The sequence below is a fragment of the Ruegeria sp. HKCCE4148 genome (genome assembly GCF_017872495.1).
Classification (GTDB): Bacteria; Pseudomonadota; Alphaproteobacteria; order Rhodobacterales; family Rhodobacteraceae; genus Ruegeria.
The window spans coordinates 555,014-572,499 of record NZ_JAEDOS010000001.1 but is presented as its reverse complement, the minus strand read 5'-3'; the positions used below and the strand labels follow the sequence as shown (position 1 = coordinate 572,499).

At 57.4% G+C, this 17,486-nt stretch carries 14 protein-coding genes; 11 read left to right on the top strand and 3 right to left on the bottom strand.

Annotated elements, in window-relative coordinates; all coding sequences use genetic code 11:
* Positions 1-4 precede the first annotated feature (4 nt).
* Positions 5-634 (bottom strand): glutathione S-transferase, encoded by a 630-nt coding sequence (locus I9187_RS02840; protein WP_171181504.1) that lies wholly within the window; start codon positions 632-634, stop codon positions 5-7.
* 18 nt (positions 635-652) lie between these two features.
* On the bottom strand, positions 653-1,150 hold the full coding sequence (locus tag I9187_RS02835; protein WP_348540064.1) for a class I SAM-dependent methyltransferase: 498 nt from the start codon (positions 1,148-1,150) through the stop codon (positions 653-655).
* A 233-nt stretch (positions 1,151-1,383) separates the two neighbouring features.
* Here I9187_RS02835 and I9187_RS02830 point away from each other — a divergent pair, with 233 nt between their 5' ends.
* Genes I9187_RS02830 through I9187_RS02810 form a run of 5 tightly spaced genes read left to right on the top strand, consistent with a single transcriptional unit; the run spans position 1,384 to position 8,608 of the window.
* A complete protein-coding gene (locus tag I9187_RS02830; RefSeq protein ID WP_171181506.1) occupies positions 1,384-3,156 on the top strand; it encodes an ABC transporter ATP-binding protein in 1,773 nt (590 codons plus the stop codon).
* A gap of 28 nt (positions 3,157-3,184) precedes the next feature.
* Positions 3,185-5,062: an ABC transporter substrate-binding protein gene (locus I9187_RS02825; protein ID WP_245223124.1), complete on the top strand. Its 1,878-nt coding sequence runs from the start codon at positions 3,185-3,187 to the stop codon at positions 5,060-5,062.
* 14 nt (positions 5,063-5,076) lie between these two features.
* Positions 5,077-6,105, top strand: a complete 1,029-nt coding sequence (locus I9187_RS02820) for an ABC transporter permease (protein WP_171094404.1) — start codon at positions 5,077-5,079, stop codon at positions 6,103-6,105.
* The gene (locus tag I9187_RS02815) at positions 6,102-7,256 is read left to right on the top strand and encodes an ABC transporter permease (protein ID WP_171181511.1); all 1,155 of its coding nucleotides are present in this window, start codon (positions 6,102-6,104) and stop codon (positions 7,254-7,256) included. The genes I9187_RS02820 and I9187_RS02815 overlap by 4 nt, the downstream gene beginning before the upstream one ends.
* A complete protein-coding gene (locus I9187_RS02810) occupies positions 7,253-8,608 on the top strand; it encodes a CoA transferase (RefSeq protein ID WP_171181512.1) in 1,356 nt (451 codons plus the stop codon). The genes I9187_RS02815 and I9187_RS02810 overlap by 4 nt, the downstream gene beginning before the upstream one ends.
* A gap of 87 nt (positions 8,609-8,695) precedes the next feature.
* Here I9187_RS02810 and I9187_RS02805 read toward each other — a convergent pair whose 3' ends face one another.
* Positions 8,696-11,077: a mechanosensitive ion channel family protein gene (locus I9187_RS02805; RefSeq protein WP_171181514.1), complete on the bottom strand. Its 2,382-nt coding sequence runs from the start codon at positions 11,075-11,077 to the stop codon at positions 8,696-8,698.
* A gap of 393 nt (positions 11,078-11,470) precedes the next feature.
* Here I9187_RS02805 and I9187_RS02800 point away from each other — a divergent pair, with 393 nt between their 5' ends.
* The 6 genes from I9187_RS02800 to I9187_RS02775 are packed head-to-tail and all read left to right on the top strand — an operon-like array spanning position 11,471 to position 17,477.
* Positions 11,471-12,685: a hypothetical protein gene (locus tag I9187_RS02800; protein ID WP_209509882.1), complete on the top strand. Its 1,215-nt coding sequence runs from the start codon at positions 11,471-11,473 to the stop codon at positions 12,683-12,685.
* Positions 12,682-13,929: a glycosyltransferase family 4 protein gene (locus I9187_RS02795; protein ID WP_171181518.1), complete on the top strand. Its 1,248-nt coding sequence runs from the start codon at positions 12,682-12,684 to the stop codon at positions 13,927-13,929. Before I9187_RS02800 ends, I9187_RS02795 begins: the two co-directional genes overlap by 4 nt.
* Positions 13,929-15,005 (top strand): glycosyltransferase family 4 protein, encoded by a 1,077-nt coding sequence (locus I9187_RS02790; protein ID WP_171728109.1) that lies wholly within the window; start codon positions 13,929-13,931, stop codon positions 15,003-15,005. The genes I9187_RS02795 and I9187_RS02790 overlap by 1 nt, the downstream gene beginning before the upstream one ends.
* On the top strand, positions 15,002-15,586 hold the full coding sequence (locus I9187_RS02785) for a histidine phosphatase family protein (RefSeq protein WP_171181522.1): 585 nt from the start codon (positions 15,002-15,004) through the stop codon (positions 15,584-15,586). Before I9187_RS02790 ends, I9187_RS02785 begins: the two co-directional genes overlap by 4 nt.
* Positions 15,583-16,725 carry a glycosyltransferase gene (locus I9187_RS02780; protein ID WP_209509881.1) on the top strand — a complete coding sequence of 381 codons (1,143 nt, stop codon included), beginning with the start codon at positions 15,583-15,585 and terminating at the stop codon, positions 16,723-16,725. The genes I9187_RS02785 and I9187_RS02780 overlap by 4 nt, the downstream gene beginning before the upstream one ends.
* On the top strand, positions 16,722-17,477 hold the full coding sequence (locus tag I9187_RS02775; RefSeq protein ID WP_209940053.1) for a polysaccharide deacetylase family protein: 756 nt from the start codon (positions 16,722-16,724) through the stop codon (positions 17,475-17,477). Before I9187_RS02780 ends, I9187_RS02775 begins: the two co-directional genes overlap by 4 nt.
* Positions 17,478-17,486 lie beyond the last annotated feature (9 nt).

Genomic DNA, 17,486 nt, shown 5'->3' with positions numbered 1-17,486 from the left:
GTCGCTAAAGCTTGGCGCTAGGACGCGACTGGATGCTTTCAAACCATGCGATCGTCGCAGTATTGCCTTCAGGGATTCGCGTTTTAATCACACGCGCGAAATCGACAAAAACAAAGGTCGAGATGTCAGCTAGAGTGAAGTCGTCACCCGCGATGAATGCGCTTTCGGTCAACCGCGCCTCGAGCAGATCAAAAAACTGAATCACACGGTCTTTTCCGCGCTGCGCCAGTTCCGGGATTTGGGCATAGTTGGACGGACCAGGAATAGCGCGGTCTCGAAAAGCCGGATGACTGTTGCGCAGCGTTTCGGCGATGGGCAAACCACCCTGCTGTTCGGCGATCGCATTCCACATCAGAACCAGACCTTTTTCATCGGGGGTCCGACCCATCAAAGGCGGTTCGGGAAAACGTGCCTCAAGATAAGCGGCAATACCCATGTTCTCGGTGAGAACTGTACCATCATCGGTTACCAGGACAGGCACGGTGGCGCGCGGATTGACGGCGCGGAATTTATCGCTCAGTTGCGCGCCTTCGGCGATCGAGACTTCTCGGGTCTCGATCTCAAGCCCTTTTTCCGCAATGAACATGCGGGCTCGCCTGGGGTTGGGGGCTGTTGAGCAGTCGTAGAAAATCATGCTGGTGCCCCTTTCAGATCAACGGCGGTAAATGAAACAGCGCCCTTCAACGGCACCTTCGGGCAGCGGCATTTCTGTCAGCCCGTCGAAATACATGCGATCACTGGACACCATCAGACCGCCCTGCGCCAGCAAAGGTTCAATCAGCGGCGAGACGAACCGAGCAAATTTATCGTTCTTCTCACGGTTATGCCCGCCCAAGTCTGCGTGGATAAGGCTCGCTGTTGCGCCAAACCGGTCAACGGATGCAGGCAACGTATCGCGCACATCCCCCAGAATCACCCGATCCTCGGGTGGGGTTGAGTCTGGGTGAGAAGCCACCGCGCGTTCGAACACATAAACCGGGCGGTCATCCATATGCTGCACAAGATGGTGATAGGTACGGCCATTGCCCAAACCCAACTCGAAAACCGGGCCTTTCATGCCCGCCGTATGCGCAATCGCAAAATCCAGACACGCGCGTTGCGACACCATGCGGTCGATGAACAGATCCAGGCGGCTTTGATTCTCGGACACCAGCACATATCTCCTTGATACTATTCGGAAGCATAGATGCGCCCGATGCGGCCCTAGATGACAAATTCTCAAGACTTTGTGTAGCGATGAAGCCCAAAGTTTCACAATTCCGCGACATTTCAGCCCAAGAACGGGTTTGACTAGTCGGGCGGAACCGCGCGACACTAAGCAAAAAATCACGGGGAGTTGAATTAACCGATGTCACCTTTTGGTCAAACGGGTAGAAAACCCGCATGAACGCGTTGTTGTCCGTCAGAAACCTGAGCATTGGCTTTGGTACGGGCAATTCCGTGGTCACGGATGTGAACTTCGACGTCGAGGCCGGTCAGACGCTTGCACTAGTGGGTGAATCCGGATCGGGCAAAACAATCACATGTCGGGCCGCTTTGCGTATTCTACCCCGCTCTGCACAGATCCGCAGCGGCACAATTACGCTGAACGATTCCAAAGGTACGTGCGAGCTTACATCGGTCTCGGAGCGCGAGATGCGCAACATACGCGGCAACCGGGTTTCGATGATCTTTCAAGAACCTATGCGTTCACTGTCGCCCCTGCACAAGATCGGCAATCAAGTCAGCGAAGTCTTGTGGCTGCATCGTGGTCTTTCAGAAGCCGAGGCCCGCAAAGAAGTTCTGAGGCAGTTTGATCGCGTGGGTTTCCCCGACCCCCAGCGCGCTTATGACTCGTACCCGTTTGAATTGTCCGGCGGGATGCGTCAGCGCGCTATGATCGCAATGGCGATGGTATCCAAGCCCGAACTGCTGATAGCGGACGAACCAACCACTGCGCTGGATGTGACCACACAGGCGCAGGTGCTGGGGCTGATCAAGGAATTGCAGCGCGAGACCGGCATGGCGTTGATCCTTGTCACCCATGACCTGGGTGTCGTCGCCAATATGGCCGAACAGGTCGTGGTCATGCACAAGGGTCGCATCATGGAGTCGGGCCCGGCCGCGCCAATCCTGACCGCTCCGGCTCATCCTTATACGAAACAGTTGTTCGATGCCGCGCCGGAAATTCCGGATCAGGATGCCGTAGGTATTCCGATGCCAGACGAAGATCTGATTCTTCAGATGAAGGACGTGTCCAAGACCTACACCATGCGGTCCAGCAAGGGGTGGCAAGCCGACACCGCAATCTATGCCTGTCGCGGCGTCGACCTGAACCTTGCACGCGGCAAAACGCTGGCCATTGTTGGCGAAAGCGGATCGGGAAAGACGACAGCAGCCCGGATCGCATTGGGTGCCGAATTGCCCGACCCTGGTGGCGAAGTTCTGTTCCGCACTGCACCTGACGTCGACCCAATCACGGTGCACAGCATGACGCGCGCCCAGCGCACGGCGTTTCAGCGAAAGGCACAAATGGTCTTTCAGGACCCCTATAGCTCGCTCAGTCCGCGTATGCGCATTCAGGACGCGATGACCGAACCGTTGGAAATCCACAAGATCGGCACCGCAGCGGAACAGCGCGACAAAGCAGCCGAGATGCTGCAACGTGTCGGTTTGACAGAAGACATGCTGAAACGCTATCCCCACGCTTTCTCCGGCGGGCAGCGGCAGCGCCTTTCTGTGGCCCGTGCCATGATGTTGGACCCGCAACTGATTGTCTGTGACGAACCCACATCGGCTCTGGATGTCTCGGTTCAGGAACAAATCCTGACCTTGCTGGAGAACCTTCAGGACAGCCTGAACCTGTCCTATCTGTTTATCTCGCACGATCTGGCCGTTGTCGCCCGGATTGCCGACGAAGTTGCCGTTATGCGGCGCGGCCTGATTGTCGAACAGGCACCGCCCGAAACGCTATTCTACAATCCGCGTCACCCTTACACCAAGGCGCTGATTGCCGCTCAACCCGAACCCGACATCAACCGTCCAATTGACCTGCAAATGGTTTCATTGGGCGCCGGCGCACCGGACAGTTGGGAAGAAGCCTTCCGTTTCTCGGACACCGTGATACCTTCATTGGTGGAATTGGAACCGGGCCATAAGGTACGTTGCCATGTTTAAGACCACTCGCCCCCTGATCCTGGCCGCAATGCTGGCCCTGACGGGGATGCTGCCCGCCACGGCAGAAACCTTTCCTACTCCTCAGGAAAGCGCCTTCTGGAGCGCTGAAGTAGAAGCAGGCAACCTTCCGCCGATCGAAGAACGTCTTCCCAAGGAACCGCTGGTTGTTGATCTGACCGCCAAAGGCCGCGAATTCGGAACCCAAGGCGGTACGCTGCGTACGATGGTGACACGGTCGAAAGATATCCGCCAAATGGTCGTCTACGGCTATGCCCGCCTTGTTGGGTTTAACCAGGACTATGAAATTGTGCCCGATCTGCTGGCCTCGTTCGAGAACGAAGACAATCGCAAGTTCACGCTGAAACTGCGGGAAGGGCACAAATGGTCAGACGGCTCGCCCTTCACCTCGGAAGATTTCCGCTATTGGTGGGAAGAGGTTGCCAATAACGAACTGCTCAGCCCTTCAGGTCCGCTTGAGTTTCTGATCGTCGAAGGCAAATCACCAACGGTTACATTTCCTGATGAAACCACGGTGATCTTCGAATGGGAGGATCCAAACCCGGACTTCCTGCAAACGCTTGCCAATGCGCGACCGCCATTTATTTACCGTCCGTCCGCCTTCCTCAAACAGTATCACGAAAAATACGCCGATCCCGAGGAGCTGGCCTTTCTTGTTGAAGATGCAAGGGTCAAAAGCTGGGCCGCGTTGCACAACAAGCTGGACAACCTTTACAAGTTCGACAACCACGAACTGCCGACTTTGCAACCTTGGCTAAACGCAAGCTCGGGCAAGAAGATCAGGCATAACTTTGTGCGCAACCCCTACTACCACCGTATCGACAGCAACGGGGTACAGTTGCCCTATATCGACGTGGTTGAGATGGAGATTGTTGCCCCCGGCCTTGTCGCCGCCAAGACCAACGCAGGTGAAAGCGATCTGCAAGGTCGCGGATTGGCCTTCCGGGACGCGTCGATCCTTAAAAAAGGTGAGGCCCAAGGCGGCTACAAAACGCTGCTGTGGAAAACCGGCGTAGCGTCCCAGGTTGCGATCTATCCGAACCTTAACTTTGCGGATGACGTCTGGCGCGACGTGTTGCGCGACGTTCGTGTGCGACGTGCCTTGTCGCTGAGTATCGACCGCAAGACCATCAATCAGGCTCTGTATTTCAAACTGGCGCGCCCCGCAGCGATGTCAGTGCTGCCCGCTTCGCCGTTCTACAATGAAGAGAACGCCGAGGCCTGGGCGCAATACGATATTGATCAGGCCAATGCCCTGCTGGACGAAGCCGGTCTGACGCAGCGCGATAAAAACGGCATCCGTTTGCTGCCCGATGGCCGCCCGATGGAGTTGATCATCGAAACCGCAGGTGAACGGCAAGAGGTCGAGAATGCCCTGCAAATCGTCACCGACAACTGGCGCGAGATCGGGGTCAAACTGGTGATGCGTCCACTGGACCGCGACATTCTGCGCAACCGGGTGTTTGCGGGCAACTCGATGGCTTCAGTTTGGTTTGGATGGGATGACGGAATCCCGCAGGCTCACACTTCACCAGCTTATCTGGCACCCACTGATCAAGTGTTCCTCGCTTGGCCCAAATGGGGTCAATATTACCAGACAAAGGGTGAAGTTGGAGAAGCCCCTGACATGCCCGAAGCCGAACGTCTGATGGAACTGGCCCATGATTGGGAAATCGCCACAAGCGATGAAGAACGCACGGCAGCCTGGACAGAAATGCTGAAAATTCATGCGGACCAACTGTATGCAATTGGCATCCTGAACGGCGCGCCGCAGCCGGTGGTTGTCTCGAATCGTCTGCGCAACGTACCGGAACAGGCTATGTGGGCATGGGAACCAGGCGCGCATTTCGGCATCCATCGCCCGGATGAGTTCTTTTTCGCTGACTGAGCAGGAGCAGCAAAATGGTCATGCTGCGCTATGCGGTCTATCGGTTCTTTACGATGCTGCTGACTTTGTTGGTAGTTTCGGTCCTGATTTTCACAATCATCAACCTGCCGCCCGGTGATTACCTGAGCAACCAGATCGCCGAGCTTCAGGCCTCGGGGCAATCTGCCGGTGTCGCCAAGGCCGAGTTTCTGCGCACGGAATACGCTTTGGATCGTCCCATCTGGGAGCAATACCTGATCTGGATGGGGTTCTGGCCCGGACCGCACGGGTTTTCCGGTCTAATTCAAGGAAACTATGGCTGGTCTTTTGAATTTGACCGTCCCGTATCAGAAATTGTTGGCGATACGCTTTGGTTGACTGTGGTCGTCAATCTGGCTGCGATCTTGTTTGTCTATGCCGTAGCTTTGCCCCTTGGTGTTATCGCCGCGGCGCGGTCGCGAACGTGGATCGACTATACCTCGGCTTTTGTTGGATATTTGGGCCTGGCCACACCGAACTTCCTTTTGGCTCTGATCTTGTTCTACTACGGACACCAGTATTTCAACCTGCCCATTGGTGGCCTTATGGATCCCAAGTTCGAAGGCGAGCCGATGAGTTGGGACAAGCTGAAATCCATCCTCATTCATTTGATCGTGCCAACCTTCGTGATCGGCACCTCTGGGGCCTCGGCCATGATGCAGCGCCTGCGGGCAAATATGCTGGATGAGCTTGGCAAGCCTTATGTCGAAACTGCGATTGCCAAAGGTATGGCCCCGTCGCGGATGCTGACCAAATACCCACTGCGTGTGGCCTTTAACCCTTTCGTGGCCGATATCGGCAACCTGCTTCCGTCAATGGTATCAGGCTCAGTTCTGGTTTCCGTCGTTCTGGGCCTGCAAACAATTGGCCCGACCCTGCTGACGGCTTTGAAAACGCAGGATCAGTTTCTGTCGGCCTTCATCCTGATGTTCGTCGCTTTGCTCACGCTGATCGGAACGATGATCTCGGATATTCTGCTGGTGATGCTGGATCCGCGCATCCGTTATGAGGGGCGCGAAGCATGACTGATCGTCCCGATGACCGCTTTGTCGATGACGCGCCATTTGATCCGCAAGCGTCTGTTCAGCAGCTCGAACGCGCCGATCTGGACGCGCCAAATTGGGTGCTGGTCTGGCGCAAGTTCCGCACTCACAAGCTTGGCCTGATCTCTGGCATTTTCTTGCTGTTTTGTTATCTGATGTTGCCCTTTGCCGGGTTTATCGCACCCTATGGGCCGAACGAGCGAAATGGCGAACACCTCTATGCCCCGCCGCAATCTGTAAATTGGTTCCATGAGGGTGAGTTCATCGGGCCCCATGTGTATCCGATCGTCGCCGAAGCGGATCTTGAGACATTCCAGTGGAAATTTGTGCCCGACACAGACGACCCTCGTCCCATCAGGTTCTTTTGCGAAGGGTCAGAGTACCGTTTGGCCGGGTTCATACCGTCCGACACTCATCTGTTCTGCGCCCCCGAAGGCGCCACCCTGTTCCTGTGGGGATCTGACCGACTGGGGCGCGACATCTTCAGTCGTATCCTTTATGGCGCTCAGCTTTCGTTGACGGTGGGCCTGATCGGTATCTCTGTGTCGTTCTTTCTGGGCATCTTGTTCGGCTCGATGGCGGGCTATTTCGGCGGGCGCATCGACTGGACGATCAACCGAGTCATCGAAATTCTGCGCTCGTTGCCGGAACTGCCACTCTGGCTGGCGCTGTCCGCCGCCGTACCATCGAACTGGAGCCCTGTGGCGGTTTTCTTCATCATTTCGATTATCCTGGGCATACTCGACTGGCCTGGCCTTGCGCGTTCAGTTAGGGCCAAGTTCCTGTCACTGCGTGAGGAAGAATATGTGCGCGCGGCTGAAATGATGGGCGCGAGCTCGGGCCGGGTGATCCGCAAACACCTGCTACCCAACTTCATGTCGCACCTGATCGCATCAGCCACCTTGTCGATACCGGCCATGATCCTGGGGGAAACAGCGCTTAGTTTCCTTGGGTTGGGTCTGCGGGCACCTGCGGTCAGTTGGGGTGTCATGCTGAATGATGCACAGAACCTCGCCTCGATCGAAATCTACCCGTGGACGGCCATCCCGATGCTACCGATCATCGTGGTCGTGCTGGCGTTCAACTTCCTCGGTGATGGGCTGCGCGACAGCCTGGACCCCTATCAGCAATGAGCCTTCTGGCCACCCTTCCTGCTGCGGACAGCTATCGCAAAACGGGTGAAGGCGCGCTGCCCAGCGCTTTTGCCGTTTCTGAATTGGCCACAGCCAGCTTTGCGGCGGTAGGTCACGAAATGGCCCGGTTGATGCAAGCGCTCAACCTGCTCTCCGTTAAACCTGAGATCACGGTCGATCACCGGCTGGCGTCCCTTTGGTTCGGCTATTCTTTCAAACCAGACGGTTGGGACATGCCAAGCCTGTGGGATGCGGTCGCAGGCGACTATAAAGCCTCGGACGGCTGGATCAGGTTGCACACCAACTTAACTCGCCACCGAGCGGCTGCGCTGAAGGTTCTTGGTACTCCGCCTGATCGCGAGGCCGTGGCAACTGCCGTTAAGTCATGGTCCATAGCGGATCTGGAAACTGCCGTCGTGGCGGAAGGCGGCGTTGCCGCTGCGATGCGCAGTCGAGCCGAGTGGCTGGAACATCCGCAAGGCCGCGCCGTGTCACGCGATCCGCTGATCGGTTGGCAGGGGCCGCGTTATGTCAAGCTGCGCGACAGGCCGCACGCGACCGCCAAACGGCCCCTGGCGGGATTACGCGTGCTTGACCTGACACGTGTTCTGGCCGGTCCGGTCTCGACCCGCACGCTGGCCGGTTTCGGCGCCGAGGTTCTGCGCATCGACCCGCCTGATTGGGATGAACCGGGGGTGATCCCTGACATCTCACTGGGAAAGCACTGCGCCTATCTGGACCTGAAAACAAACGATGGCATGAAGCGGCTGCAAGAGCTGCTGTCACAAGCGGATGTGTTTGTGCACGGGTATCGACCGGGCGCATTGGATGTTTTGGGCCTGACGCGCGCCAAACGTGACGAATTGGCTCCGAACCGGATCGAGGTCACTCTGGATGCCTATGGCTGGCAGGGGCCATGGTCCACCCGGCGCGGTTTTGACAGCCTTGTGCAGATGAGCGCGGGCATCGCCCATACCGGAATGGGCTGGGCGCAGGCGGACAAACCTACCCCCCTGCCGGTTCAGGCCCTTGATCACGCAACAGGGTATTTGATGGCGGCCGCTGTTCTGTCCGCCCTGTCAGAGGCCGCATCGGGCAGTTCCATCATGCACGCCCACCTGTCCCTTGCCCGCACAGCTGAACTTCTGGCTGTCCTTGGCAAGGACGATACCGAAGCAGCACCGATCAATCCGACACCCAAAGACTACAACACGGAAACCGAAGCATCTGGCTGGGGGCCCGGTCATCGGCTCAAACCTGCGCTTAAAGTCGGCGAGGCATCAATGCACTGGGATTTGCCTGCATCGAAATTGGGAACATCACAGCCCATTTGGCCCTTGAACGCCAATTGACCCAACCGCCGCGCGGAACGCGCGGCTGGGCCCAACATATTGACGGGATCTCGTCAGAGATGTCCCTCAAAATGGCGGGAGCACGCCCTAGCGGTCGTCGCCTCCGGGGCCGATATCGTCCAGGTATTCTTCGTCAATTGCGGCCTGAACTGCACCAGTTACAGCCTCACGCTGTTTCGGGGTCAGATCCTCGGCTTCTTTTCCATCCGCCAGCCTCACCGTGACCTCGCGGTGGGCAAACTTGATACCCTCACGCGCAAAGAGTTCGCGAATTTCCTGATAAACCTTCTTTCGTACCAGCCACTGGTCACCCGGTTTGGTCATGAACTTAACCCGGATGATCATCGCGGAATCCTGCATCTCGATCACACCCTGAGATTTCAGCGGCTGGATGAAATTGTCGCCAATCACAGGATCGGTCAACAGCTGTTGGCCTAGTTTCTTGATCAGCTTGCGCACTTTCTCGACATCTGTGTCATAGGTCACGCGCAAGGGCAGTTTCATGATAACCCAATCGCGCGAATAGTTGGTCAGCACCTTGATCTCACCAAAGGGAATGGTGTTCAGCGCACCTAGGTGATGACGCAGTTGCATGGACCGGACCGAGATCTTCTCGACCGTGCCCTTTACATCCCCGATGTCGATATATTCGCCTTTGCGGAACGCATCATCCAACAGGAAAAAGGCGCCCGAAAAGATATCACGCACAAGTGTTTGCGACCCAAAACCAACTGCCAAACCTACTACACCAGCGCCAGCAAACAGCGGGCTGACATTGATGCCCAACTCCATCAGAACAATCAGAACAATCGTGACGACGACGACAGCCAGAATTGCACCCCGGAACAGGGGCAGCAATGTTGCCAGACGGCTTTGCCCACCCTCGCCGCCTTCATCGCCCAGCTCCGCTTCTGTGCCGTCATCGACCTCTTCGGCAATCTTGCTGTCTATCCAGATGCGGAAGAAGTGGAACAGGATATAGCCAATGAAGATGATGACCATCACATCCAGCGCACGTTCGACTGGCAGGTCCTGGCTCCAGTCCGCGTCCGGGTACCAGATGACCACTAGCGCATAAGCTCCGATCACAAAGGCCAGAATTCCGGCCACCCGACGGGCCAGATCTTCGTAGGTGAGAAGGTATTGCTTTCTTTGCTCGGCCTCAGGTGTTTCCAACGGCACGATGTCGTCTTCGCCAGCCGCGGCTTCTTCGTTTATTTCGTCGATCTTGCGGGTTCGATCAAAGTACCGTTCCAGCAGATAGTTCATCGCGCCATAGGCGATGACGACGGACATGAAGATCAGGTAACTGCTTGCAATCAGCGGAAGTGGCGTCGGATTCTCGAGCGCCAAATCAACGGCCAAACGGAACCAACTGAACACGACATAAACGATAAGAGCAGGCGCCCAGCCAAAGGACACGAAACGCAAGAGAAACGATACCTGATCTGATGCGCGCCCTCCCCGGATCGCATTCGAAATGGCCCGGGCATTGAACAAGATCATCAGAACATTGCCCAACGCACCAAGCATCGTGAGCCCGCCATAAACCATAGCATAAACGTTATAATTCAGGCCAAAATCCGCGACCCATGTTGCAAACAAAACAACCGAGATGTCGTAGGTCGCCAAAGCCGACGCCCAGATGTACAGCCTGCGCGCGTTCTTGTCGGAAAACGGCGGCAGGCGGTATTGGCTCAGATAGGGAGACAGAACCATCCGCCACAGATCGGATACAGTACGCGCCAAGAAGAACGCGGTGAAAATGGCTGTAACCGTAAACTGGATCGAGATGTCCTCGGCCTCGCCGAAGAACAGATACCCAACAATCAGCGCCATAAGCATGGCAAAGATCGTGCCACCAATCCCCATCAAAAAGCGGAAGACAAGGAACGGCATCTTTTCGCGGTATCCAACAGGGTCATCTTTGACCCGGGCCACAACCCAACGCCGAGCAAAGCGTTTGCCGTAAATCTCGATCGACAGCCAACGCCCCAACAGCAGGAAGAGGATGTTCCAGCCCAAGACCTCGACATAAGTCTGGATACGCCCGTCAGGGCTGGTCTGACGCAGAATATACTGCACTTCGAACACCGAATAAGGCAGCGCCTCGAGCCGTGATTGCATGGACTCACGGAACTTCGAGAACCGCTCCTGCGCCTTCATCAGTTGCGATCCGTCGCTCATAGGGTTGTTCGACCCACCGCCGTTTTGGGTGGGGCTTGCCTCGGCGTCGCCTGCTGTAGTTACGACCTGGCCGGTGCTGTCGATGACAATCACACTTGCGCCCGCCTCGCTGGCGGCGCGTATCGCAGCGGCAAGATCGCTTTCAGGTGCGGGCTCGGACGTGCTGCCCGTTCCGGCACCGTAACCTGGAATCAAGGATGATTGCGCCGAGACGCTGACCGGAAATGCCAGAACGAAAGACCACAAAGCCCATACGAGCGCGGCCAGAAAGGTATGTTTCATAGGGTCTTGTTTCCAGTTTTTCCGATGCAGTGCAGAATAAAGAAGCGTCGCGGGCAGTTCAAACACTCGCACGCCCCCGTTTCAAGAACATGTTCTGGCGTGTTCTCGGCGCACAAGCGATTTGCGCCTGTTTCCAATCCAGTGGAAATTGAATATGACGTTAGCAAAGGTTGCGGGCGTCCCATATGTTGGTGATTTCTTTGGTCCTTTTGCGATCCTTTCCAAGCTTTGGTGCGATATGTCTCTAATTCTTCAATATGATGTTGCCAAATCGCAATGCTTGGAACATTTGCGGGGTCGCATTTCTGCCTTTGGCAAGCACAACAAAAAAATATACGATAACGCTTGCGAACGCGCGGATTTCGCATCGAGATCAAGAAGACGGGCAATTCTATGAGCCTTGGCACCACCAACTCAAAACCGGACCGCGCGCCGCGTATCCTGTTTTACAGCCACGACACGTTTGGACTGGGCCATTTGCGCCGGTCGCGGGCTTTGGCTGCTGCGATCACCCAAGCCGACCCAAGTGCGTCAGCGCTTATCCTGACCGGATCTCCGGTGGCGGGTCGTTTTACGTTTCCGCGCCGCGTCGATCACGTGCGTCTGCCCGGTGTGACCAAACGCGCCGATGGATCCTACGCCGCACGCACGATTGGAATGGGTATCGACGAAGTGACTGAGCTGCGATCGGGCCTGATACAGACGGCGGTTCAGCAATTCGACCCCGATGTGCTGATCGTCGATAAGGAACCAACCGGGTTCCGGGGCGAACTATTGCCGACGTTGAACTATCTGGAACGAAACTGCGGCACGAAACTGGTGCTTGGGCTGCGTGACGTTCTGGACGAGCCCGAAGTGTTGGCCGCCGAATGGGCCCGCAAAGAGGCCGTTGAAGCGACCGAACGGTTCTATCACGAAATCTGGGTCTATGGGTTAAAGTCGATCTATGACCCCACCCAGGGCTTACCGCTGAGCCCTGCCGCACAATCCCGCATTCATTGGACGGGATACCTGCGTCGGGATCTTGGCCCTGTAGGCGAGTCACCCGAACAGCCTTATATCCTGATCACCCCCGGTGGTGGCGGCGATGGCAAGGCGATGGTGAACCTTGTTCTATCCGCTTACGAGAAAGACCCAAATTTGTCGCCGCGCGCTGTTCTGGTATACGGCCCCTTCCTGTCCGGCGAATTGCGCGAGGATTTCGAAGCGCGCGTTGCGGCACTGAACGGTCGAGTAACCGCAGTTGGGTTCGAATCCCAGATCGAAACGCTGTTTGTAGGGGCTGAAGGCGTTGTTTGCATGGGCGGCTACAACACCTTTTGCGAGGTTCTGTCCTTCGACAAACGCGCCGTCATCGTCCCACGTACCACGCCCCGGCTGGAGCAGTGGATTCGCGCCTCTCGCGCGGAAGAGCTGGGCTTGGTCAAAATGCTGGACGAACACCGTGACGGCCTGACCCCCGAGGCGATGATCGCCGCGATCCAAAACCTGCCCAAACAATCCTTGCCATCGCAGGCCATCCAGACCGGTTTGTTGGACGGGTTGGATTACGTCACCGATCGCATCGACGATCTGCTGGCCTGGGAACAGGAACGAGCCACCGGATGACTTCAGATTCCCCTAATTTGGCAGTTGTGGTCAAAGGCTGGCCGCGACTGTCCGAAACGTTTATTGCGCAGGAACTTGTCGCCTTGCAGGACGCGGGTCACCAGTTCGACATCTGGTCGTTGCGGCACCCGACAGATACCAAACGCCATCCCTTGCACGACCGCTTCGCCGGACAAGTCCACTATTTGCCTGAATACCTTTATCAGGAACCACAGCGTGTGTGGGCAGCGCGGGCGATTGCGCAAACCCTGCCCGGCTATGCCGAGGCTTACCGGATCTGGCGGCAGGACTTGCGTCGCGACCCAACACCAAATCGCATCCGGCGCTTTGGGCAAGCCTGTGTTCTGGCCGCCGAACTACCCCCGGAAGTTCTGGGGCTTTATGCGCATTTCATGCACACGCCGTCCTCGGTTGCCCGATATGCGGCCATTATGCGTGGACTGCCATGGAGTTTCTCTGCCCACGCTAAAGACATCTGGACCTCACCGGAATGGGAAAAGCGTGAAAAGCTGCAGGCTGCGACCCATGGCGCCACATTCGGTGCCACCTGCACAGCCATTGGGGCCGAGCATTTGCGGGGCCTGGCAGACGATCCAAATCGTATGGACCTGATCTATCATGGTCTTGACCTGTCACGGTTTCCAGACCCGCCGACGCGCACTTTGCGCTCCGCAAACGGTCCCTTCCATATGATCTCTGTCGGGCGACTGGTTGAGAAAAAGGGGTTCGATCGGCTGATCGCTGCTTTTGCCTTACTGCCGGAAACTCTGGACTGGCACTGGACCCATATCGGCGGTGGCGGTTTGGGCGATGCCTTGCGGGCTCAGGCCCGCGTGGCTGGTATCGCGGATCACATCACCTGGAAAGGCGCCTGTGATCAGCCCGAAGTGATCGAGGCGATGCGAAAGGCAGACCTGTTTGTGCTCCCCAGCCGCATTGCGGCAGATGGCGACCGTGACGGGCTGCCGAATGTTTTGATGGAGGCTGCATCTCAGCGTTTGCCGATCCTTTCGACCCCGGTCTCGGCAATCCCGGAATTCATCGAAACCGGAACGCACGGCATCCTGTCCAGCGACGACCCGAGCGCGCTGGCAGCAGCCATTGAATCACTGGCCAACAATCCGCAACAAGCAGCCCAAATGGCGCTTGCGGCTTATGATCGCCTTATAGCCGAGTTTCGGATGGACCCGGGCATCGTCCAGCTCTCGAAGCGACTAAACGCCATGTGCATGGAAACCGCGTGATGGCACGGGTCGCATTTTATGCACCGATGAAATCCCCCAACAGCCCAACCCCTTCGGGCGACCGCGAAATGGCGCGGAACCTGATCAAGGCCCTTGCTGCCGAAGGCGACACGGTTGATCTGGTTTCAGACCTCAGGATTTACGACAAGCGCGGTGATGTGGACCTGCAACATGCCTTGCAGCGTGCGGCAGACAAGGAAGCACAGAGGTTAGTCACCGACCTGCCCTCGGACACGGCTCTGTGGGTGACATATCACAATTACTACAAAGCCCCCGATTTGTTGGGTCCGCAGGTCTGCAAGGCGCGCGGCATCCCTTATGTACAGTTGGAAAGTACCCGCGCATCCAGCCGGTTGACCGGACCCTGGGCTGAGTTTGCCGCCGCTGCACATCGGGCCGGCGACGCCGCCGATGTCATATTTTATCACACCGCCAACGACCTGATCACATTGGAACGGGATCGATTTGGCGATCAGGCTTTGGTCGAGCTGCCGCCATTTCTGCCGCAATCCCAACTTCCCGCTGCAACCAGCGGGGAAGGTCCGATGCTGACCGTTGGCATGATGCGCCACGGGGACAAGCTGGCCTCTTACCAGATCTTAGCCGAGGCGCTTTCGCATCTGGCGGGTGACTGGCACCTGAACATCGCTGGCGATGGACCCGCTCGACCCGAAGTCGAGGCTTTGATGGAGACCTTTGGAGAAAAGGTCAGTTTTCTGGGTCAGCTCAACCGCGATGCGCTGCAAGCGGCCTATGAACACGCCTCTGTGCTGGTTTGGCCCGGTGTGAACGAAGCTTACGGGATGATTTACTTGGAGGCGCAGGCTGCGGGCGTACCGGTGCTCGCACAAGATCGACCGGGTGTTCGAGATGTGCTGGCCCCTGCGACTTACCCTTCGGTCGACACCGGGTCGCAAGGCTTTGCAGACCGTCTGCAAACTCTGCTGGAGGACGCATCGCTGCGCCGCTCCCTCGGCGCGGCTGCTCGCGAGTATGTGGCTGACCGTCATCTTATGCCACAAGCCACTGCCCGCCTTTGGGCAACTCTCCGCCCGTTACTGAAGGATTTGACATGACCAGGCTTGCGCTGCTTCGCCACGGGCACACACATTGGAACCGCGCTGGTCAGATACAGGGCCGCAGCGACATTCCCCTGGACGATGACGCGCGCTCAGAACTGTCAGGCTACTGCCTGCCACACGAATGGGCACAGGCTGACATCTGGTCCAGCCCGCTGCAACGGGCCAATGAGACCGCCCAAATCGTCTCGGGTCGCGGCCCGCAAACGTCAGACGCGCTGACCGAGATGAACTGGGGCGATTGGGAGGGTCAGCGCGGCGTTGATCTGATCGCTGACACAACAAGCGGTTACAAGCATATCGAAGATTGGGGTTGGGATTTCCGCCCGCCAAACGGTGAAAGTCCGGCTGACGTTCGTGACCGGTTGCGCCCCTGGCTGTCCGCTCTGCAAAACGATGCGGTGGCTGTCTGCCATATCGGCATCATGCGGGTCATTCTGGCCCAAGCTTGGGGTTGGAATTTCGAAGGACCTGCCCCCTTCAAGATCAAACGCAATCGGCTGTATATCGTCGATATGAACACCATGACCGCTGACCCCGATCCCATACGCCTGCCAAAACGCGAGACTTTGCCATGAAGGTGATGATCATTGTCACCCACCTGCTGGGAACAGGGCATCTCAGCCGCGCTTTGACCCTTGGTCGTGCATTTCGGAATGACGGTCACGAGGTCATGGTGGTGACGGGTGGAATGCCTGCACCGCAGCTGGATAGCCGTGGGATGACGTTGTTTGGGCTGCCCCCTTTAAGGTCGGACGGCACCAATTTCACCCGCTTGCTGACCGAAACCGGCGAAGAGGCTGACGCCGCCTATCATGCGGCGCGGACGACGGCTCTGGTTCAGGCCTTAAAGACGTTCCAGCCGCAGGTGCTGATCACAGAGCTTTATCCCTTTGGCCGTCGATCGCTGGCCGCCGAATTCGGCGCAGCGTTGGAAACGGCAACTAAGCTGCCGGTACGTCCGGTTATTCTGGGGTCGATCCGAGATATTCTGGCCCCGCCCTCGAAACCAGCAAAAGCGGAACGCGCGGACGAGATCGTAAAGCGTTACTATGACGGCGTACTGGTTCATTCGACCGAAAGCGTAACGCCCTTATCCGTCAGCTGGCCAGTGTCAGATCAACTGGCGGGCCGGTTACACTATACCGGTTTTGTCGCACCTACGTTGCCCCAACCCCACCCGGATTTGGTGGGTGAAGATGAAATTTTGGTCAGCGCAGGCGGCGGGTCCGTAGGACAGCCGATCTTTTGTGCGGCCATCGAGGCAGCCCGCCAGATGCCCAACACGCGTTGGCGCCTGTTGGTCGGCGGGACGGATGCAAAGGCGCGGATTGCCGAACTGTCGGAACAGGCCAAAGGCACCTCGGTCATCCTTGAACCTGTGCGGCCCGATTTTCGTCAGATGCTGCCGCTTGCGGCAGCGTCGGTCAGCATGTGCGGCTACAACACCGCTATGGATATTCTGCAAAGCGGTACACCAGCGGTATTTATCCCCTTCGATGATGGCAAAGAGGTTGAACAAGGTCTGCGCGGGCAGAGCTTGTCGGGATTATCTGCAATCGAAGTGCTGGAAAGTCAGTCTCTGAGCGGGACCACACTTGCGCAAGCGGTCGAACGCATCATTGCTGATGGACCCCGCGCAAAACAAGATTTCGGCTTTGACGGCGCCGCCCAAAGCGTGCGCATCGCCAAGCGCCTGCTGGAGCAGCGCGCATGACCCCCGACTGGCGCCCTCTGGACACCGAGCTGGACCTCTGGCGGGTTTCGGGTTTGTCGTTTCCGCTCTGGTGGCGTGACGATGACGCCATCGCTCCGACGCCGCAGCTCGACCGGTTGACTGATCTGTCTTCGCAATTGGATGTGCCCGTGCATCTGGCCGTGATTCCCAACGGCGCAACCCCGGCGTTGGCCGAATATATTGCGGACCGACCCTCTTTGATCCCTGTGGTTCACGGCTGGGCACATGCGAACCACGCACCAGAGGGAGAGAAGAAGGCTGAGTTTCAACTGCATCGACCGCTGGACCAAATGGTTGATGATGCAAAAGCAGGAATAGCCCGTCTTGACGCGATATTTGGTGTCGAAATGCGACCCATATTTGTTCCCCCGTGGAACCGCATCGCGCCCGAGATGGTCGCGCAACTTCCCGGTCTGGGCTTTCGTGTCCTGTCCACTGCGACGCCGCGCAAAACACCTTTTCCCGCACCGGGGCTGGAACAAATCAACACCCATCTTGACCCAATTGACTGGCGCGGCACACGCAGTCTGATCAACCCGGACGTCCTGATCAAGCAGACAGTTGATCTGTTGCGCGACCGGCGCGAAGGACGTGCTGACAACGCTGAACCATTTGGCATATTGACCCACCATCTGGTCCATGATCAGGACATCTGGACCTTTACCGAGGCCCTGCTGCGCAAATTGTTGAACGGCCCGGCCACGGTGTGGGTCGCACCCAGGAACGAATAAGGACACAAC